11 protein-coding genes and 1 tRNA gene are annotated in these 21,742 nt (G+C 42.9%); 11 read left to right on the plus strand and 1 reads right to left on the minus strand.

The window, feature by feature from the left end; translation table 11 throughout:
- Positions 1–4 precede the first annotated feature (4 nt).
- The 7 genes from WCW66_03030 to WCW66_03060 all read left to right on the plus strand — a co-directional run bounded on the left by WCW66_03030 (position 5) and on the right by WCW66_03060 (position 18,289).
- Complete coding sequence (locus WCW66_03030) at positions 5–616, plus strand: L-threonylcarbamoyladenylate synthase (GenBank protein ID MFA6391704.1); 612 nt, start codon at positions 5–7, stop codon at positions 614–616.
- A gap of 17 nt (positions 617–633) precedes the next feature.
- The gene (gene rsmA, locus WCW66_03035) at positions 634–1,506 is read left to right on the plus strand and encodes a 16S rRNA (adenine(1518)-N(6)/adenine(1519)-N(6))-dimethyltransferase RsmA (GenBank protein ID MFA6391705.1); all 873 of its coding nucleotides are present in this window, start codon (positions 634–636) and stop codon (positions 1,504–1,506) included.
- 115 nt (positions 1,507–1,621) lie between these two features.
- On the plus strand, positions 1,622–2,416 hold the full coding sequence (locus WCW66_03040; protein ID MFA6391706.1) for a hypothetical protein: 795 nt from the start codon (positions 1,622–1,624) through the stop codon (positions 2,414–2,416).
- Positions 2,417–2,449: 33 nt separating this feature from the next.
- Positions 2,450–11,836 (plus strand): PA14 domain-containing protein, encoded by a 9,387-nt coding sequence (locus tag WCW66_03045; GenBank protein MFA6391707.1) that lies wholly within the window; start codon positions 2,450–2,452, stop codon positions 11,834–11,836.
- 12 nt (positions 11,837–11,848) lie between these two features.
- Positions 11,849–15,781 (plus strand): hypothetical protein, encoded by a 3,933-nt coding sequence (locus WCW66_03050; GenBank protein ID MFA6391708.1) that lies wholly within the window; start codon positions 11,849–11,851, stop codon positions 15,779–15,781.
- A gap of 12 nt (positions 15,782–15,793) precedes the next feature.
- On the plus strand, positions 15,794–17,155 hold the full coding sequence (locus tag WCW66_03055) for a hypothetical protein (protein ID MFA6391709.1): 1,362 nt from the start codon (positions 15,794–15,796) through the stop codon (positions 17,153–17,155).
- Positions 17,156–17,242: 87 nt separating this feature from the next.
- The gene (locus WCW66_03060) at positions 17,243–18,289 is read left to right on the plus strand and encodes a phosphotransferase (GenBank protein ID MFA6391710.1); all 1,047 of its coding nucleotides are present in this window, start codon (positions 17,243–17,245) and stop codon (positions 18,287–18,289) included.
- Positions 18,290–18,491: 202 nt separating this feature from the next.
- Here WCW66_03060 and WCW66_03065 read toward each other — a convergent pair whose 3' ends face one another.
- On the minus strand, positions 18,492–19,064 hold the full coding sequence (locus tag WCW66_03065; protein ID MFA6391711.1) for a hypothetical protein: 573 nt from the start codon (positions 19,062–19,064) through the stop codon (positions 18,492–18,494).
- Between the two features lie 297 nt (positions 19,065–19,361).
- Between WCW66_03065 and WCW66_03070 the strand changes: the two genes are divergently transcribed.
- From WCW66_03070 to WCW66_03085, 4 genes are all read left to right on the plus strand, one after another.
- Positions 19,362–19,646, plus strand: a complete 285-nt coding sequence (locus tag WCW66_03070; protein MFA6391712.1) for a GIY-YIG nuclease family protein — start codon at positions 19,362–19,364, stop codon at positions 19,644–19,646.
- Positions 19,643–20,317: a phosphoribosyltransferase family protein gene (locus WCW66_03075; GenBank protein MFA6391713.1), complete on the plus strand. Its 675-nt coding sequence runs from the start codon at positions 19,643–19,645 to the stop codon at positions 20,315–20,317. The genes WCW66_03070 and WCW66_03075 overlap by 4 nt, the downstream gene beginning before the upstream one ends.
- Entirely contained in the window at positions 20,314–21,216 is a 903-nt protein-coding gene (locus WCW66_03080) for a ribose-phosphate pyrophosphokinase (GenBank protein ID MFA6391714.1), read from the plus strand. The genes WCW66_03075 and WCW66_03080 overlap by 4 nt, the downstream gene beginning before the upstream one ends.
- Positions 21,217–21,385: 169 nt before the next feature.
- Positions 21,386–21,462: transfer RNA gene (locus WCW66_03085), tRNA-Arg, on the plus strand.
- Positions 21,463–21,742 lie beyond the last annotated feature (280 nt).

The following is a 21,742-nucleotide window of genomic DNA, read 5'->3' on the forward strand; positions in this document are numbered from 1 at the left end:
ACTCATGGAGAAATATTTCCTTAAAAGTAAGAAGCTCACTAATCAAGATTTAAAAAGAATTATTTCCCTCCTGAAAGCGGGGGGGATAATTATTTATCCTACTGAAACGGCCTACGCGATTGGCGGTGACGCATGTAATATTGAAGTAATCAAAAAAATATATTCAATTAAAAAAAGATCAGCTAAACTTCCACTGCCGGTTATCGTGGGCAGTATGTTGCAGGCAAAAAAATTTGTAACATTTGATTCTGTTTCCCTTAAACTGGCAAAAAAATATTGGCCGGGAGCTTTGACATTAATTTTGAAGAAGAAAAATAATATCCCCTCTCTTCTGACAGCAGGAAAACGGAATTTGGCGCTGAGAGTATCCGGAAATTTGATTGCACAATCAATTGCATTAGGATTAGGTGGTCCTTTGATCAGTACCAGTGCCAACAGTTCCAAAGAAAAAGAATGTTATTCCATAAGTATGGTCAGAAAACAGATTTCTAATTTAAACGGACTGGTTTCAGTAATTATTGATGCTGGTAAATTGCCGAGTGTTGTGCCGTCAACAATTGCACAAATTAAATCAAACAAAATAGTGACATTAAGAAAAGGAAACATTACATTTTAGTATTAAATAAACCGATTTTGAACAGTCTTGAAGCCGAAATAAAATACCTGACAAAAAATTACGGGATCCACCCGCAACGCGAGAGCGGTCAGAACTTTCTGATTGATGAAGATGTCCTGGATGCGATCGTAGAATCAGCACAGCTTAAACCTGACGATAACGTCTTGGAGATTGGCGCAGGATTTGGTCCGTTGACTAAAAAGCTCGCAGAAAAAGTGCAAAAAGTATGGGCGGTTGAGCTGGAAAAAAGATTTATCCCTGCATTAAACAAATTGGGAAAATCATATTCCTCAATTGAAATAATTCATCAGGACATTATTAAAACTGAAATAAGCAAACTGGTTGGTAAGAAGCAATACAGAATTGTGGCGAATATTCCGTACAATATAACATCCTATGTACTCAGAAAATTTTTAGAACAGGACCCGAAGCCAAAAACAATGACAGTCTTGATTCAAAAAGAAGTAGCAGAAAGGATTACCGCTGAGCCTGGTGCGCTCAGTCTATTGGCTGTTTCTATTCAATATTTTGGCAATCCGCATATTGTGAGAGAAGTTACGAAGGAATGTTTTTGGCCAGAGCCCAAAGTGGATAGTGCGGTAATCATGATCGATGGGATAAAGACTGATAGCCAAATTCAGGAGGAAAACAGGAAAAATGGCTATAAATTCAGCCAAAAACAGTTTTTTCAGGTTGTAAAAGCCGGTTTTTCCGCCAAACGTAAGCAAATTCACAATAATCTTACTAATAGTTTCCACACAAACGCTGATATTATCAGGCAAATACTGGTAGAATGCGATATAAAGCCAGAACTGAGGCCTCAAGATATCCAAATAAACAGCTGGAAAATGATAACAAATGCCCTTATAAATAAGGATATTATTAATTAATAGACAATAATTAGAATTATCGTTATTATATGGGTATAGCAGTTTGACACATTGGGGTTATTATGATATAATTGAGGCGCATATTTTTGAGCTATTTTACACTCTAAGAAGAGTTATGGATATAGTCTCATCCCAGGAAAATAAAGATAAAAAGACACAAATAGATTCGCGAAAAAGGCAGAATATTATATTTGGAGCGCTTTTGTTTGTGGGATCTAGTGCTTTAATTCTAGGTATTTTCCAAATTTCGAAAACTATTACTTCCCCCCTCGCCGGATCCGATTATCAGGACGTTGATGACAGTACATTGGTAAATGATGATCCTGACTACCAACAGTTGGTTTTTCTTAAAGGAAAAGATACGGATCAAGACGGATTAAATGATTATGATGAGCTCAATATATACGAAACCAGCCCGTATGTTGCGGATTCAGACAGTGATAATATCTCAGACAAAGAAGAACTGGACAGTGGTAATGATCCGAACTGCCCGAAAGGAAAAACATGTGTAATCACAACGGCTGAAACAGATCCGACAGCAAACAGCAATAATAATTCCGGAGCAACAGCGCCTGAAATATCGTCTGCAGAACTGAGGGCCACATTGAAAGAGATCGGCGCACCGGCAAATATCGTTGATGCAATGGATGATGCGACACTAAGATCAGTCTATCAGGAAACTGTTATTGATACCGGCATAGATTTGGATGATCTGACCGGGAACACAAATAGCGGGGCGCCTACTGAGTCAGCAGGACAGGAAATAACGGTGGATGCTTTGCAGAAGCTGGATGCCGCGCAGATCAGGCAACTGCTGATCAGCAGTGGAATCAGTGAGTCCGAACTAAGTCAGGTGGATGACGAAACTTTAGTGCTTTTATACTCGCAAGTTTTACAGGAACAATTATAATTTTCCAGGTTTTAATTATTACAACCAAGTAATATGCCGAGCAACCAAAAAAATCCAAAACGCCATTTTAAAAAATCAATATTTGGTGTTTTTATTTTCGTTGCTTTTTTCGTGCAGCTTTTTTTATTAGCGCCAAAACCGGCGAACGCAATTTTTGGAGTTGGGGATGTTACATTTTCCACTGTTATTGGAGATATTCCGGCAAAGTTGTGGAACGCAGTAACCTCAGCTGTAAAAAAATCAGGAGATATTGCTTATAAAAATGCACTGAAAACATTTACCCAGCAACTTGCTTATGATGCTGCTGTTAAAATTGCCAGCGGAGCGGCGGGCCAACAACCGTTATTTAATACTAAGCCGTTTAGTAAATCAATCACAGATGCTGCCAATGCGGCGGTCGGTGATTATCTTGACCAGATAACTACAGCAGCTTGGGGTAAAAGTCTTTGCGACATAGACCCGAAACTGAAAATTTCAATCCAGGCATCAATCAATGTTGATTTGGGGTACGCAGGACCGCCAAGGCAGGCAAAGTGTACACTTTCCTCAATCACGAGCAGGTTGGGTAAGAAGAGCCTGAATGATTTTTATGAAGTGGATGCGAAACTGGGTTTTGCCATTAAAGGCGTGGATCCTGCCCAGCTTTCCCAAGCTCTACTCAAAGGATTCCCGGAAATGTTCGGCGAGGACCAGGCGGAAATTTCCCAGTACCTTTCGGTCTATAGAGGGGCAATGACTGAAAAGGAAAAAGCGGAAAAAGCGGAAGAAGCAAAACAGGCGAAGGATTTTAATAATCTAGTTAGTGCGATTACCGGTGATACTAAAACACCGGCGGCACAGGTTGAGGCAGTGGCGGAAGTTGCATTAACGGAAACAACAACACCTGAAAAAGTAACAACCGGTTCTATAATTGCTGACATGATCGGTGTGTTTAGTAATACTTTGGTTAAGAAGTATATGGAATTTATCTTGGTTAAAGGTTTAAACCCGAATGCGGACAGCACCGGATCAGTTCAGGGTAAATTCGGCAGGACATCGGGCATCGCTGCGGCGGAAGCAAAATTTGCATCATTCAACCAGCCTTCACTTGGTGCCGGAGGATCCGTGGACATTTTAAATACACTATCGACCTGCCCGACGGATTTCGCCGAGCCGGAAAACTGCGCGATTGATCCTAGTTTCCGAACAGCGGTAGAACAGCAGCTTCGTTTGGAAGAAGCGATTGAATCAGGCTACATTAATGGTGACAAGCCTTTCGGTTATGGAGATGGTGGAGCCCAGTTGAATTACCAGGAGGGTTATCCATACCGCAGTTTGGTCCTGCTTAGAAGGTATCGGGTGATCCCGGTAAGTTGGGAACTGGCTGCATCGTACGTCAGAGAATTCGGGGGAGGAACTAAAACCCTGAATGAATTAATCAGAGAGTACGACGATCCAGCATCACAGTACTATCAGTTAATTGATCCGGATTGGGTTTTGAAAGCACCGGCCACGATGTGTGTCAATAGCGGTTACAATGAAACGTTTCTTTTTGATGAATATATTGATGAAGACGGAATAAATGAGACGCCAAAAATCCGCCAAATCCAACGAAACACATCATGCGTTGATGATCAGTCCTGTATTGTAGAAGACGGCAATGGTAACTGCCAGCAGTATGGCTACTGTACCAAAGAAGATCCGATTTGGCGGTTTAACGGTGAATCGTGCCCTGATTATTATAATACTTGTACAACCTATACCAACAGACAGGGTCAGCCCGCTTCATATCTGGCGAAGACATTGGACTTTAACGGCTGTTCTGCGGATAATGTCGGTTGTCAGTGGTATTGTTCGGAATATAATACTACCGATGAAAGATGGGAATGTTATTATAATGATGATGGCGCTGCCGGCACGGAGGACTATGGCTATTGGAATTATGATCCGAATTCTCCGGGCGGTGGAATTGCAGAGCCAGCCTTGGCCTCAAGCTGGTTATCGCATCTGAATGCCAATGCGGAGAGTTGTACTGCCGGAGCGGACGGATGTAGTGAATTTGTTAGGACCGACCATGGCTCCAACTTAATCAGCAATGCCAGTTTTGAATATTATACAGGCACCCCCGACGATGGTAATGCAGATATTTTCACTAATTCATGGTCCGCTGTAAACGGAGCAGTTACCGAAGCGGATACGATCACTTCGCTGGGTGTTTCCCCATATTCAGACGTAACGGTTATGAATCTGCATTCAGCTGCTGTGCCTGGACCTTATATAATCTATGGAATTGATGCCGGGTCACCTGTCAGAAACAGGATATTTACGTATTCTTTTTATGCAATGCGAGATCCGGATCTGATTAATCCTGCGTGTACAGATACCGCTCGATTAGAACTATTACAGGCGGTCGGCCCTGCGTTGGCCTCAACAACTATAGATAATCTGAATGATCAATGGCAGAGATATCAAGTCACATATGCACATCCTGATTCATTCAATCCTGCCGTTTCCTATTTACTATTAAACATTGTTCCTGACACCGGCTGTAATATAATTATAGACGCCGCCAAAATAGAAGAAGCGGAAAGTGCCGGCCAGTATGAAAATTATGGAGCGATAAATAGAGTTTATTTAACCGGAGAGCGGGAAAGTTGTAATCCGGATGATGTCGGGTGCCAGAACTATACACCGCTTGCCGGTGGTTCCGTGATCCCTGGGCAGGTTAGACCACAAGATCAGTGTGATAGTGCAGATGTCGGTTGCAAAGCTTTTGAGGAGGTCAAACTAACCAACGTTGTACCGCGCCCGGATAATATTGAACGTTCCGGCATGTATTGTTATGGCGGGGCAAACCAGGGCAATGCGTGTTTAGTTGCCGGTGATTGTCCGGCAGGATACTGCCTCCCGGCTATATCATTTGTTCCGGACACAGGCGCGCAATGTTCCGCAGCCTATGTTGGTTGTGAAGAATTTACGAATTTGGATGAAGTTTCGGCCGGCGGAGAAGGAAAGGAATATTATTCTTTTCTGAAACAATGCGTTACGCCAGCCGATACGGACATTGCTTCATATTATGCCTGGGAAGGTGACGCGGTAGCCGGATACCAGTTAAGAGCATTCCGACTGAAACGCAGTGATGTTGGCGGTGCATTTCCGGCCCCTTGTACTCATTTGGAAGTCGGACCGACACTCCCGCTGGATTGTGAAGATTCATTAAACACTGTTGATGATTGTACTAGTGAGTACGGTATAAATCCTGATTGTACACAATTCTTTGATTCAAATTTAAATATATTTTATCGGTATAAAACGCAAACTATATCAGTAACAGAAGACTGCCACCCGGAGAGAAACAGTATAGACAACCTGACGTATTATGGATCGCCAAGCGAAAGCCGGTCATGTCCGGCACAATTTGCCGGGTGCAGAGAATACCTGGGAAATGCGGGATACAATTACCGACAGGTTAATTATGATGATTTTGAAGACGGTACCAATCAGGGTTGGAGTGCAGGTGTTGTAAGTCCTGAATCAGTTATGCTTAACGGTCATTCACTGAACATAGCGTCACCAAATCCAGTGAATAAGGAACCGCTTGATGAAACACTGGAAAATAAAAAGACATATATGTTGAGTTTCTGGGCAAAAGGTACCAGCGTAGCCCCGACTATTCGGTTTAACCACGCATTAAATAATAATGGTTATTTTGCTGATGCGGATCCGGCAACATTCCCCGCTTCAGTAGTTTTGACTAGTGATTGGAATAAATATACACTTGGTCCGGTGAATATTGATACTAATGACTACGTTGGTAATGTCGTGCCGGATGGTTTGGTTATTGAGGGCTTAGCCGGTGTTAATGACTATTTTGATAACATCGAACTGATTGAGACATCCAGCAGTCAATACCTGATCCGCGGGTCGTTTAGAACCTGTTATGGATCGGAAAACTGCGAGGCGTATTCTGATTGGGAAAATGTAACTCACAATCTAAAATCATTCACAAAATTGTGTTCGGAAGACACGGTGGGATGTGAAGCACTAATTGATACACAGAATAACAGTAATCCGTTTACACAGGTATACGGCAGTGGAGTGCTTAGCGCCGAAACTATTCCGATTGATCAAGTGGTTACACTGATTAATGATCCGGATAAATATTGTGCTGCCGAGGATAAAGGGTGTAAAAAACTCGGTAAACCAATCATTGATGCGAATAACAATCTTGTTTCTTATGAAGATACCTATTTAAAGGACAACCCGGAAGATTATGATGATATCTGGTGTGGTCAAACCGAGGTAGGTTGTGAGGAATACGGCTTTTCAGATAGCGGTGGTAAAACATTTTTCAAACAACCAAACGGCCGGACGTGTGAATACAAGCAACTACTGGGGACATATGAATTTAATTGGTATGTTGTCGGCACCGAAGAGGTCTGCGATCAGACACCAACTCCGCCTAATCCGGCGATTCCAGCATTTGTTTGTACGGAAGGAGCACTAGGCGGACCGCCGGCAGGGACAATTTGTGATCCGGAAAATCCAGTCGCCTGTACAGGATCAAGCACCTGCATACCGTGGGTCGGTTTGTGCGACTCGAAAGCTAACGGATGCACGGCGTATAGCGATCCGATGGATCCGGTTGGCTGTCAGCCAAACTGCCCGTTTGAAAACGGAGCGTTTTATGATGAAAATTGCGTGGAGACGCCGGGCGGACTTCCGGGATGTGCGACATACTACAATATAAAATCAACAGTTGATTCAACCAGTTGTAACGGTGTGGTCAACGAAGAAAAGGGATGTAAGCTGTTTAGTGACACGCAACAATCTCTCAACTATTCAGCGGATTTAAGTCCGGATGGTATAAAAAATTATTGTGATCTTACTGATCCATCAACTTATGGAAATGAATGCGATGTTGATGCTGATTGCGGAACCGGAATTTGTTTCCCGAATCCGGAATTTGGAGCGCCGGTATTGGGCAGAGACGGCACTTGCGTCGGCGGGACGAACCCGGGTGATCCTTGCACTAATGCAGCGGATTGTCTTGATGCAGGTGTCTGTGATCCATATGCCATTACTGCCGAGAGTCCGTCGCTTGATTCCAACACTGTATTGAAGGTGAAAAGAGACCGGGTTTGTGAAGAATGGCTATATTGTAAAACTTCATTTGAAGTGGACGACGAAACGGATACCGACGGTGACGGCAAAACAAAAGAAGATGTTTGTTTTGAAATCGGTCTGTGCGATGAGGCTGGGTCAAACGGTTCCTGTGCCAGCACGATTGATACGGCGCCGGTCAATGTAACCGGCGATACCCCGGCGTATCCTCTGGATGAATTCCAGAACCTTTCCGGTTTTGTCAGCGCCGGTCTGCATTATGGCTGTCGAACCGACCATTCTGTGGCTTGCACGGTTGCCACCGAAGCTACTGCCTGCGCCGGCTATGGGGATGAATGCGATATTATTGAAGGATACTATCCTTATTCGGAGATGTATGAAGTAGGGTTGGGCGGAGCGGTAACCAAGGATTTGGTACGTTTTGGCAATTTTGAATCTGACGCATTATCCCAGTTTATGGTTTGTAGTTCAGATATGGGGAATAAAGATTCTTCTTGTATTATAAATGAACACTGTATACCAGATGAGGATTCGCCAACTGATCCTGATTGTCTTGATGTAAATGATGAACAAACATGGACAACTCTTTACCCGAATATTGGAATGGACAGTGCTATTTCAGTTGTTGAAGGAGATACGATCAAAGATGGAAATGCGGCACTCGATGAAAACAACTATCTGCTTTATACGGCAGGATCACTGGGGGTGTGCGATAGTGACTCAACTAACGAAGGAACGCTATGTACCCTAGCCGGTACTGAATGTACTGGCGGGGGACTTTGTTCGTTCACTGGATTGGGTGTGAAGACCAGCTTGGGAACGAATATATTAAATAAAGCTGAATATATTGCCAGTCTTGATTTCCGATTTATCAATATGCCTGAAGCAGGGCAGGAACAAATTTCAATCTCTCTTGCACAAATTGATAGTTTCACCGGCAATATTGTTGGAGAAAATATTTTAGGCTATTTCGATGGTTCAACCGGCTGGACGGAGCAAATTCTGAAACCGGTGGTGGTTACGGGTATACCGGATGAAAATGCGGAAACTTTCCTTTTGATTAGAAGTATGAGTGGTAATGTTCCCTTTGCTATCGATAATGTTTCTATGAAGCCGGCACTGACAGTGAAAGCATCTGAATCAGCCGGAATTCGTGGTGATTATTACACTCTTATCTATGATAATTCAGGTATTCCCGGTCTGTCATATAGTTATTCAGGTACAACTACATATACTGGAACTGATCTTCAAATCAATGAATATGAATATTGTGTCCATGGTGATTATGCATATCTACCACCACTTTGTACAGTACATAATGTACCTACAGGGCAAAGATGGTCTACTCCAAATGAGACTACGACATGGAATGGCGGAATCCTAATTGACTCCAGCGGTTTCCATACGGTATTTGTGAATATTAACGACGGTTTCAGGCTCTATGTTGATGATATGGTTACACCAATATTTGACCAATATGGCGGTGGTGTTGCAACTCAAGGGTATATGTTTAGCGGATATTTTACCGCCGGGTGGCATCCTATAAAACTCGAGTGGATTAATAATGGAGATGACGGCGGTGTGCAGCTAGGGAGTGTGGCCGGTACTTATACAAACAATGATTGTAATGGAACCATTCTTCCTAATTTCTGCCAGCGCTATTTTGACGGTGTTGATCAAGGACCAATCGGAGCGGATATTGCTGATGGTGCTCGCGATTTCCCGATACCTTTGAATTATATAATCGGTCCAAGCCATCTGACAACACAACTTGATAGGGTATTCGGCACATATTTAGGAACGCATGTCAGTGAGTATCTGGATTACGATGCCGCGAGCATGGGCCCGCACTTGATTGACGTAACTGGTGCAGATGAGAAAATAGCGGTGCGCTGGACCGGAAAACTGCTAGTGGAAACAGCCGGTAATCATCAGTTCCAACTGCAACACGACGACGGAGTTAGGTTCTTTATAGATGACCTCGATACGCCAATCCCAGCTTCAAATGTGTGGAGTGATGGGAGTGGTACGGTTACATTTACTGTCAATGGACTTGATACCGGATCGCATCCAATAAAAATAGAATATTACCAAAATGAAGGAAATTCCAGTTTAAGTTTCTTATGGCAACCACCGGGAGCACCGGGGATGACAGTCGTTCCGACAACAAATTTATCAACGACAGATGGTGATCAACAATATATCAAACGCTCCTGCCGTGCTTATCCTAGGGAGGATTCGGAAGTCTGCCAATATACCAACAGCGACCTGGTGCAGTTCAACGGCTGGCAGGGGTACTGTATTGAGACAGACCCGACCAACCCGAATAAATGTATCACCTGGTGGCCGGTAGATGCGATCTCCGGCGAGTCCAGTGTATTCGGTACAGTGGAACCGGCCGGTTATCAAGGCAGGAGACCTCTTTATATGTGCGTGGAGTCAACTGGTAATTATAATGAAACAAGTACGTTTAATGACTTAATGGTTAATGGCGCGCAGTCATCTTGTCCGGATGATGAAGAGGGAGACATTAACATGCCGGTTTCAGAAATGCTCGGTCAGTTTTATGGGTATCGTCATCCGATAAAAACAAATTGGGCAAATATTCAGGCTGGTGCGGATAGTGATTGTGATGGTGGAGAAGATACAGCCTGTGGCATGGTAGAGAATCATGCTCCTTGTAGAGTAATTGGTGGAGGAACAAGCGCGAATCTCTATGGCTTTTGCGGCTGTACTGGTGGGGCAACAATGAGTTATTTAGTTGTCGATGCTTTAGAACAGGATAAATTCTATGAATGGGAAATAGACCGAATTGAATGGACGGCACAAAGATCAAGTCATGGCGATTGGCCACAGGGTCAAACAACTTGGATCGCAAATAAAGCAAATGATTGGACAGTGCAGGGAGATGAAAGTAACTGGTTCAAAGATAAAGACGCATCGATTGAATGCGGTTCTCAAAACTGTTTCAATTTCAAAGTAAATTTTGACGGTAATCAATTGTTAGACAGTTTCAGAGTGCATATGGTTGATGGAAGTCAAGCTTGGGGTGGTATGTGGGTAACAGGTACGATATATTTGCGTGATGTTTGTAAGGAAGTCGCTAAAGTTGTCAGTTCAACCGACGACAGTGCATGGGCGCAAAGAACAGCATCTGCCAGCTCATATATCATTCAGGACCTTTTATATTCTTACAGTTCTGACGCTGCACCGTTTGGCGCAATGGTTGCCGGAGCAGGTGCTGATCCGGGTGAATCGTGGGGCAAAGATTCTTCTGGTCTACTACCGGTATTACTTGAAGGACTTGATAGTTCACCATCGCCTGCAGTAAACAACACCAGGCTGGGGCAGTCGTACAGCTGTAGTGCAAGATGTAATAATAGCCCCACTACTTATTGTGAAGTAAACGCGGATTGTCCTCTAGGTGGTTTATGCGATCGTACCAGTTGTGTGCCAAAAGTTTGTTTTGGTGGAGCTAACGATTCAGTACATCGCAGTGTACAATATTCCTGTTCTTCGGATGCGGATTGTCAGGGAACAGAAGATGATCGCGCAGTCTGTGTAGGAGTTGGTTTATGTAGTGGTGATCAGACGATTGAATGTACGACTGATACAGATTGCGGAACAGCAGGTTCATGTGTTGGCGCTGATGCGAAGCTGAAGGGTGATGGGCCAGTAAATACAGGAAATGCATGGGCTCTAGAAAGGTTACAAAGAATATTTGCCAATGTCTATGGATCATGGCGCTGGGATGATGCAACTGGTTCTTATGTTGATGTCCCTGATTTTGGCGGTTCGTGGAGACAGGTATGGAATGATAAATTCGATAATATGGTTTTATGTAATTTAAACGGAACAGGACCGCGCCCAATTTGGCCAGGACCAGAAACTGACTACTGCGCGATTTTACCGAAGGTTAGTAATATACTGGTCAACGGAACAACCGGCGATGTGGTGATGAATGGTGGAGGTTCAGTTACACTGTCGTTTACCAGTTTTGTTGATGCTGAGCAGGAGGAGTTGAAGAATATAATTGTGGACTGGGGTGATGGTTCAACGCCAACCTCTATTGTGTGGAATGGCGCGCCGAAATCTGATCCGAGTCAACCGCATCTATTCTCACATACCTATGATGATGTTGTTGGTCCAGGGGCGGGGGAATACCAGATTGAAATCATGCTGAAAGACAATTGGGGTTTCTGCAACAATGCTGTTTTGCCTCCGGGTCCAAATTATAGACAATGTGATATTAATGGATTATTTCCTTACCATGAGTATACAGAATATGACGGTATAATCCGTGTCTACCCAAGCTAAGCAAAATAAATAATGTTCAGAAAGAATTTTTCTCGATTCAGAAAAGCACTGTTACCAATTATTGGTGTATTGCTTTTAGTTGTGTTTGTCGGGTTGTTGATGCCAGGGGAAACAAAAGCAAATTGGGTTGCAGATGGATTTATCAGTGTCATTGGTTCGTTCGGCGGTAAAATACTGGAGTTACTCGGTGCATTGCTCGGTCTGCTGATTGAAATGACGATCAAGATATTCCGCTTCAATAATTTCGTCAATATGAAAGCTCCACCGGCGGTGCATATCGGTTGGACAATCGTCAGAGATCTGTCCAACATGATGTTTATCGTAATACTGATCGTGATTGCTTTCGGTACCATTATGAAGATCCAGGCATACCATGCCCGCAGTCTTTTGACGAAAATGATTATCATGATAATCCTGATAAATTTCAGCAAGACAATCACAGGATTGTTTGTGGATTTCTCACAGGTGATCATGCTGACATTTGTGGATTCGTTCAGTGATTCAGCTCCGATTGTGCTTACGGTCGGCCTGAATTTGAATCAAATGGTCAGTTTTGCCAAGGAAACGGATGGAAAATTAGGGGTTGTATCTGTGCTAGTTGCGGTTTTTCTGGCTAACGCCATGCTGGTGGTCGCGATTGCGGTCATCCTTGCCATGCTGGTTATCCTTATCTATAGAATCCTGAATATTTGGATTTTAGTTATACTTTCCCCGATAGCTTATGTTGCATCGGTCCTACCTAACACGTCGCGGTATGCCTCCAGATGGTGGTCGGAGCTGGGAAAGAATCTCTCATCCGGACCGATTTTGGCTTTCTTTTTATGGTTGTCGCTTTCCATCATTTCCACCAGCGCCGGTGCGCCGATTGATTTATCTGATCCGAGCATTGGTGGAATAACCAACGAACCTATTTCTGATGAGCTTGATGATACACAACTGCCGAAAGGTGCTTCGGCAATTATGAATACTCAGAACATGTTCAACTACATAATTACCATCGCCCTTTTATTAACCGGAATCATGTTGACACAAGAGTTAGGGGTGATGGGAGGAAGTACAGCTGCTAAATTCCCGGCTATGGCGAAAAAAATCGGCATGGGCGCCGTCACCAAGCCGTTTAGTAAAGGATCACAAGCATGGGCATGGGGTGCCAGAAAGATCAGAGCCGGCGGAATAGGCAAGAAGAATGCGGAAGGAAGGGGTTTTATGCAAGGAGTTGATCTGAATCCGGCAAGTGTGCTTCGCACCATGAAGGGTGGTTTTGACCGAAAACGCGATCAGGAAGAACGTACAGGAAGGGTTGAAACCGGCAGAAGGCTGGAACAAGGAGGATTTACGGGAGGGATATTGGGGGCGGGATCATCATCCTGGGTGGATAATTATGCCCAAGGGTTTTTATATAATAAAGGTATTAAGCATCTGTTTAAAGGAAAGCAAGGTGATATTACGGCTATGGATACGGAAAGACACCGCCAGGAAGAAGAAATGAAAAAACTGCAGGAAATGAGTCAACAGCAAAATACCACGGAAGCATATACTGATATAGCTGGTGGCGATTTGGATCATGCCGTTGGGGAGGTTGAGAGTATTGATTTTGAAATTAAAGGGATAAAAGTTCAGGCCGAGGCGGCAGATAACGTTTATCATACACCCGATAATCTGGATGCGGAGGCATTGGAAATTGAAAATCAAGTTAGTAGCGGTATGTTGTTACCGGGTGATATTAAATCACTTGAAGCGCAATCAAAAGTCCTCCGTAAGCAATCTGCAGATACCGGGGACATTAAACTTTCTGAAGAGGCGGATGCAATTGATGTAAGGATCGGGGCCGGTGTGTTGTCTGATGACGAAAAAGGTTATCTTGCAGAATCCGCCAAAGCTAAACGTGCGGAAGCTAATCGACTCCGTGAAAGTCGCAGATTGGCAGAGGGCCAAGAGAAACCGTCCGATCTGGACGATCAGGCATTTCAGATCCAGAATACAATTAGTTCTGGTGTTTGGACGCCGGAACAAATACAATCAATCAAAAGAGAAGCCAATGATAAACGTGAGGAAGCAGAAGTAATCAGAAGAGAAGATCCTACTGGGGCTGATGCAGTGGCACAAGCAAGGGTGGCTGCCTTGGAAAAAGAAGCTGGTGAAATAGATACACTAGTTGATCCGGCTGCAAAGAAATTGGATGAAATGGAAGAGCTCAAAGCAAAAGCTAAAGCCAAACGTGATGAAGCAGCAGCAACTACGGATACTACAAAGCAAATAGCTTTGGAAAAAGAAGCGGTTGATATAGAGGCAGAAATCAAAGATGTTGAAGTATCGCCGGGAGAAAGTTCGCGACTATTTTCGATTGCTGAAGCTAAACGCAAGGATTCAGAAAAACTACGAGCCGTAGAACCGGCAGAAAGAATAGCGGAATTGAGTGCCCGACGAGAAAAAGCAATAGCGGAAAAAGCAAAGAAACAGTCGGAGTTAGACGAATTCAACAATATGACAGATGGGATAGATGCTAGTGGTAAAAAAGTAACAAGATCGGAAAGACAGCGTGAATTTGCACGAGCTAGACTGAAAGAAATGGCTGCGGAAAAGGAAGCGGCCCGCCAAGCTCTGTTGGATGGTGGACTTAGCGATGCTCAAAAAGATGACAGAAATAGTCAAATCAAAGCTAAAGACATAAAGATAAAAGTAGTTACTGATGATATAAATAGGAAAGCTGCTTTAGGCGAAAGTACAGATCTTTTGAGAAAAATGCTGGCAGAGCTGAAAAAAGACAGAAACGCTTTACAAGTTGATGAAACTACGGGAAAAGTTAGCGATAACGCCAAGGCAACTGACAAAGAAAGAGAAGCCAACGAGCCGCAGATAGAATTTTTGAAAAAAGAAGCGGATAAATTCAATGAAATCGCAGGCAGGGAAGATATGGATGAGACTGTGCGGAAAAACTATGCGGACGAAGCAGCAAAAAAACATAAAATAATTGTTGATCTTGAGGAAAGAATCAAAGAAGAATCCGCCTTTCGCCCGATCGACTTTTTAGCAAACTTAGAAAGAAGAAGCATGGTTAGTGAAGCAGCAAGAAAGATAGATACTACTAACGAAGACGAATTGATGGCATTGATGCAAAATGCTGTTGCGAGGGGGAATGTAACAGATGCATCTGCGGTGGCAATGTCGGCGGCAAAAGCAGCGCATTTAAATGAAGTGGTTATGGATCATCGTGCGCAATCGGACTGGTATGAAGATGTGGACGGCAAGCTTACAACAATTAAGTCAGATGGGGCTAGGATGGTTTTCAAAGCCGGCCAGTCCATGTCAGCCGGTATTGAGGGCCTGCATGTATTTATGAATGAAATATTTGAGAAACAACTGGGCTATAGTCATCAATCTACATTGGCGCTGGAGAGTGATTTATCGAGCGCGGCGGAACATGTTGAACATTGGACTTTTGGACAAGCAGTTGGCACATCTCCTGATGGTCAGTTTAAGCAGAGATCCCGCGCGGAACAAGGCGCGAGAGTGGCGACAGAAAGATCCAAAAGAGATCCCGCAGCTTTATACCGCCTCGGTAACCGGCTCTCACTTTCTACTGAAATGTGGAAGGATGACTCCGACCATACTAAAGGACGCGAGTCGGTACTCAATGAATATGCTGTTCCGGAAATTATGAATTGGCAAAGATATTCATTTCTTGCTGAGAGACAGAATATAAATGCTAATGCGGCAAAGCATTTACTTGGTGAAAGAAATAAACCGCTATTTGACCTTATGAGGGAAAAGGCAATAAGTAAAGGTACATTTGATGGGGATGTGAAGGCAGGAGGAAAGGGTGGATTCAGAAAATTATACGATGACTTACTAATACTTGCTCAATCGGAGGATAAGGAAAGCGGAACTCAGGCTGATATTAGAAGATCACAACAATTGATGAGGAGTTTACGTATGTTAAAGTAAAGGGATAATAATATGACTGATAAAATAAATACAAATAATATACCGGATTTAGAAGATTTAAAATTACTTGAAAAATACAAGGAATATATTGATTATGTTGAATTTAACAACGAGATAGCACTGGCCAAAGATATCTCCGACATGCTGCTTGCTCTGTTCGGGCATACCCCGAATTTCAATGTAAAAAATCCGGATTTATTTAAGGAATATCAGTCTATTTTAATCCGCGCGCGCTGGGTCGCTCTTCCACTTCTGAAAGACCCGGATGTATTGGAGATGTTTGAAAAATATTACATGGAAGGGATGGCAATGTCGGAATTGGTGGATATCCAGGAAAAACTGAAAATTAATTTATTGAATCACTTATTACCGGAGGATCGGGATAAGCTGAAACTGGCAATCAGAAAAGCTTTGGAAAGAAATGTCCAGTTAATAACGAAAGACAAGCTTCAGGCGGATGAGGAAAAAAGAGATCCGACAATTGCAAATTGGATTTTGGATTTTACTTCAGAATTGGGGACCAATATGTTTGACCGGGTAAAGGAGAACCAATATTTTGTAAATGGAAATAATACAAAAAAACTGTCAGAAACGGAAAAAACAAATCTGAGAGTACTACTTAATATCTATCGCCGTTGTGGCAGATCGTCTTTGACTCTTGAGGGAAATGAAGAACCAATTCCAGTTGATACAGAAAACAGAGTCGGTACCATCCGCGAAGGCCAGTTTGAAGAGATAAAAATGAAGGATTGGATAGCATTGGTGGAAAAGATGAAAAGTATCCGTAACATGAATTATAATGTTGATGATGCGCCGGCGGAAATGACCGAAACGGAGAAAGAATTACAGCGGGAAAAACTGATTATGGAATTTCTCGGATCAGAAGGGGAGAGGATTATGATCCATAACGAGGAGAACAGCCTCGAGGAGACTAGTAATACAGGATTACAGGCGCTTGTTTCGATACTGATGGATGCGGTAGATCGGAAAGATAAATACAAAGCAATAGCTGCATTGCGCGTAATCGCGGATAAGGGTAATTTGACGGAAGAATTTAAACTGAATGAAAGAGTCAGCGCATTGGCTAAAGAAATATTGCAAAAGCAATACAAACCGGAAATAACCGCTGATTTTCAGCGTAATGGTTTCACGGCGCCCTATTTAAGTATATTTCTACAGCATATATTCCGGGAGAAAATGAATCTGGATGATGCGGAGTCCGCCCGATTTGGCGTACAGCTGGAAAATATTTTGGTGGAAAAGGGGCAGACATCCGTACAGGGGATGGTCTATGGTGATTTGATGAGCGGAAAATATATGTGGCAAGCAATAAAAGATGAAGGAGTTAAACTGTCAATTCCGGATCAGATCTAGTTACTTATTGGCAACTAAAAAACAGACTGGAAAGCCTGTTTTTTGTTGGGTTTACAATTAATTAGTCAGGAGTAAAATGTAATTATAATGCGAAGAATATATATTCTATCAGAAAAAAATATAGCTGAGTATTTATTGAACCAAGTCAATAAATCGCTTCCTTTCAGGTTATTAAAAATTACCGAAGTCACGGAGATAACTAAATATACTAACGCTAGTTTTGTTTACCGGGTGCACTGCATTACCAATCAGGGGAAAAAGACTTTATTTCTTAAGCAGTCAGATGGTTATACGAAAAGAAACAGGAGAATTCGCGTGGATCCCGAGAGGGTAATAATTGAAGGAGAAAAGCTGAAGTTATTAGAATCATTGTTTGGTAAAGGAATTGTGCCTTTGGTATTATATGTTGATCTGAAAAATTATATTTTGGTGATGGATGATATTCAGGGGAAAAAGAAGATACTGATCGAAGAATTTGATCAGCATAAAGTGTATCCTCAGCTGGCACGGAAATTTGGCATTTTTTTTGGCACTCTGCACGGTAAAACATATAACACCCCACCCGTTTTCAACCGCTCGGCCTGGCAAAAAAGAATTTATCGTCTATGGAGAAACTGGATTCTATTTGGAGCGAAAAAGATCCTGCCCGATAAAACAATTCGTGCGTTTATCCGACAGTCTGATCGGGCAAAAAAATCCTTGATCTGGGGAGATCCGGTCAACAAAAATATCTTTGTTAATCGGCAAAATTTTTCGGTACTGGATTTTGATTTTGCTATGTATCACGATCCTGCTCTGGATAACGGGGTGTTTCTGGCGCACTGGGTTATAAAAATGTTGGAAGGAAAAAAGAAAATTGCCATTGATTGCCGGAATTTTATCATAAATTTCACCAAAGCATATCTTAAAACAACTATGACCATGGGTTTGTCAGTGCAAGAGCGCGACGGCATTATGAAAAGAACCATTGTCTGGACGGGTGTTTACATGGTCTCTCGTACGGACGGGCGGTCGGGCTCTTATTACAAAAAGTCACCGGTCTGGGAAAGCCAAATCAGAGAAACAGGTTTGGCGCTAATTACAAAGAAAAAAAATAATACCGCTGATTGGTTTAGAAAAGCTTTGACAAAATAAAACACCCCGCGCACCGTACCAAAATCAATCAGTACGAAACGCGGGGGAAAAGGTGAGGGCGCCAGGTTTTACGCCAAGGCGCCAGCGAAAAGGAGCAGGGTGCCGATCGTGGCGAAAGGTCCATCACCGCGATGGTTCTTTACCGAAATCAGCAGACACGCTAGTGCGAGCACTAGCACGATAGGCTTGACGAAGCGCATTGTCAGCCTTCCTTGGTGAGGAATTCCACGGCCATCTCTTCGTTTTCGTGGAAGGCCAGCCATTTGTCGGCCGGCGACCACAGGCCGAGCGTCCGCAGAGCGTACATTTGGTCACGCGACCAACCGAACAGCACGACCTTCTTGGCCCGTCCCTCCTTGGCCAGAGACTTGCGGTTCCAAGCGAGGATCGGCACAAGGTGTGCGATGGTTCCTTCGCGACCGGAGAAGAACAGGAAAGCGTCGGATCGGGACGCCCAGATGCCGAGACGAAGGCTCCAGGTGACGAAAGGATCCGCCACGCCTCCTTGACGGTATTCCCTCGGAAGGGATTGGGCGATGATGTTGCAGTCCGTGATCGTCCGAATACTCCCGACATGGACAGTGCGGAGGGGAGCCGCAATGTGACCATGACAGAGGATGCCAGACTCATCAAAGATCCGGACGAGATCGCCCTGGATGCCCACGTTGGCTTCCCAGCGCTTCTGATTGAGAAGTATCGCGATTTTCATCGCGGCTTCAGCAAAGCTACCGCCACCGAGGTCGCGGTCCCCCTGAATGAACACTCTTTTTCCCATTGTCACTTGCCTCCGGGACGGTGGTGATTCTAAACCAGCCAGAATAATTTCTGGACTAGTTGTGCTCTATGTCAATGTGCCAGTAAAATGGGCACTCCTCTAAAAACGAATTATTTCACTTTCGACGGAATGCCCACTTCTCTCTCCAGTGTTTGAGTTTAACCGGCCATTATATACCTAATTTCACTTTTTGTCAATCCTAAAAGACTAATTCTTGGCTAAAATAGGGGGTTTTCAAAACGTGAAAAATCCATTATGATTGTAGGTACTATCTAATGATTTAATATTTATTGTTTTATGAATCCCGTTAGAGAAAATAGTATATGGTATACTTATCTAATACAAAGCCAAAAAGATAAACATTGGTATACCGGTTGTACTGATGATTTACGAAAGCGCTTTAAGGAACACAATAACGGTATGGTAAATTCTACTAAAGGTCGAGGGCCATTTAAATTAATTTATTATGAAGTGTGTCTTAATAAAAATGATGCTTTTGCTAGGGAAAAATATTTGAAATCTGGTATGGGCAAAAGATATCTAAAAAATCGTATTAAGCGCTTCCTAACTCTAACGGGATGAATAAGCGTATCGCCAAGCTACTCAGTGACTTTGGTTTTTTTGTTTTCGGTAAGTTTTACGGATCACTGGGCGAACCGTCACCTATCTACATAACAAGCAAGCGTCTTTATTCCCACCCGGACAAAATGAAAGTAGTGTCAGAAGAAATAGCTGATTTTATGAAAGGTAAAAGTATTGATCTAGTGGCCGGTACAATGGTTTCCGGCACCCCTTTAGCCATGGCCGTATCGCTTGCATCGCATAAGCCGTTTATTTATCTTCGGCAAAAAACGAAGAAAGATGGTTCTTTGGTTACTTTATTGGAAGGGTTATACAGAAAAGGGGAAAGTGTGTTGGTGGTAGATGACGGGATCGGTACCGGCAGTACCAAAGAGCGCTTTATTAAAACTCTGCAGAAAAAGGGTCTGGTTGTCAAAGATGTACTGGTCCTTTATGATGCCGGGGTAGAGTATATTCCATTCTATGCAAAACATAAAATTAAAATTCATTCGTTTGTAAAACATAATGATCTGGTTAAGTTCATGGTGAAGAATGGTTACATTTCAAAAAAATTAGGGGACTATATGTATGATATTTGGAAGAACCTGAAAGAATGGCAGAAAGACCAGAAAAAGTGGAATGAATTTGTGTCACTGGCAAAATCCGAGGGTTTTACTGATTCAAACAAATGAAGCGGATTTTACTTAGTGGATCTTCAAATAATCCCTTGGCAAAAAAAATTGCTTTAAAGACGGGTATCAGGTTGGGAAGATTATCCATCAAAAAATTCAGAGACGGGGAAAAATATGTAAATGTCGGGGAAAATTTAAAAGAAAAGGAAGTAATTATCCTGCAATCAGGTTCTATGCCGGCAGATGAACATTTAGTTGAGCTTTTATTAATTTTGGATGCGGTAAAAAGATTACGACCAAAAAAAATAATAGTGCTATTGCCGTTTTATCCTTATCGCAGGCAGGAAAAGGAATCACAAAAGGGGGATGCAATATCAGCAGAACTAATTGGGGGGCTTTTGCAGGCCTGTAAAATAGATAAACTTGTTGTTGTAGATCTGCATAGCCCTGTAATAAAAGGATTTTACAAAATTCCGGTCAAAGAAATATCCGCGATTCCATTATTTGTGAAATACTTCCAAAATAAAAAGATAGATGCCGCAGTTGCCCCCGATAAAGGAAGTATAAATCGTTCTGGCCGGTTTGCCTCCTTACTTAAAATTCCGGCCTTGGTAATGGAAAAAAAGCGAACTGAGCATGATAAGGTACATAGCCTAAAACTTATGGATATTTCTGGAAAAGCAGTGGAAGTGAAAAATAAGAATGTTGTGCTGGTTGATGATGAAATAAATACGGCGGGAACATTGGCAGAAAATGTAAATGTTTTAAAAAAACTTGGAGTAAATGATATATATTTTGCAGCGACTCATGCTGTTTTATCCGGTAAAGCGATACAGAGGATAAAAAAAATGGCAGTCAAAGAGATAATTACTACTGATACTATCCGATTGCCTTCCGTAAAGAAAATTAGTAAACTGAAAGTGTTGTCCGTTGCAGATATAATCGCAAGAACGTTATAATACATCAATAAGCGGGTTTAAACTATATAAAGATACTCGTTCGCCTTGTCTTATTCGTGCCCATAACTCCTCCCTTCGTTTAATTAGATTTGAGCTTCGGAAGGCAAGCAGTTATTCAATTAACAATGTTTGCCCGTCGAAGCTCCAATTTCAATCGGAGCGTAGTCGGGCGCCCGTAGCTCAGCTGGATAGAGCGTAGGATTCCGGATCCTAAGGTCGGAGGTTCAAGCCCTCCTGGGCGCACCAAAATTTAACATAGGATGATCATAGTGGAATAAGGAATAACGGTTTCCGCCAGAGGCGGACCAGCCTTGGGCTGGCAAATCCTGTCGGGCGCACCATTATAATCAATCGAATAAAATTGCAGTGTGATTCGGGGAATAAAGTTAAAGGTTCTGCGCCCGAGGCGCACCCGCCTCCGGCAGGGATTCCTCATGGTGGCACTAATCTCTTCCGGTAAAAATCAAAATATTTGATATTCAGGATAACAAATAAACTACCCATTTCTGGGTAGTTTATTTGTTTT

The organism is Patescibacteria group bacterium (assembly GCA_041664365.1).
Taxonomy (GTDB): domain Bacteria; phylum Patescibacteriota; class Patescibacteriia; order UM-FILTER-42-10; family UM-FILTER-42-10; genus JAHJEX01.

Coding starts and splice junctions, on each gene's coding strand:
- WCW66_03030 (MFA6391704.1), top strand. CDS start 5: ATGGAGAAATATTTCCTTAAAAGTAAGAAGCTCACTAATCAAGATTTA.
- WCW66_03040 (MFA6391706.1), top strand. CDS start 1,622: ATGGATATAGTCTCATCCCAGGAAAATAAAGATAAAAAGACACAAATA.
- WCW66_03045 (MFA6391707.1), top strand. CDS start 2,450: ATGCCGAGCAACCAAAAAAATCCAAAACGCCATTTTAAAAAATCAATA.
- WCW66_03050 (MFA6391708.1), top strand. CDS start 11,849: ATGTTCAGAAAGAATTTTTCTCGATTCAGAAAAGCACTGTTACCAATT.
- WCW66_03055 (MFA6391709.1), top strand. CDS start 15,794: ATGACTGATAAAATAAATACAAATAATATACCGGATTTAGAAGATTTA.
- WCW66_03060 (MFA6391710.1), top strand. CDS start 17,243: ATGCGAAGAATATATATTCTATCAGAAAAAAATATAGCTGAGTATTTA.
- WCW66_03065 (MFA6391711.1), bottom strand. CDS start 19,064: ATGGGAAAAAGAGTGTTCATTCAGGGGGACCGCGACCTCGGTGGCGGT.
- WCW66_03070 (MFA6391712.1), top strand. CDS start 19,362: ATGAATCCCGTTAGAGAAAATAGTATATGGTATACTTATCTAATACAA.
- WCW66_03075 (MFA6391713.1), top strand. CDS start 19,643: ATGAATAAGCGTATCGCCAAGCTACTCAGTGACTTTGGTTTTTTTGTT.
- WCW66_03080 (MFA6391714.1), top strand. CDS start 20,314: ATGAAGCGGATTTTACTTAGTGGATCTTCAAATAATCCCTTGGCAAAA.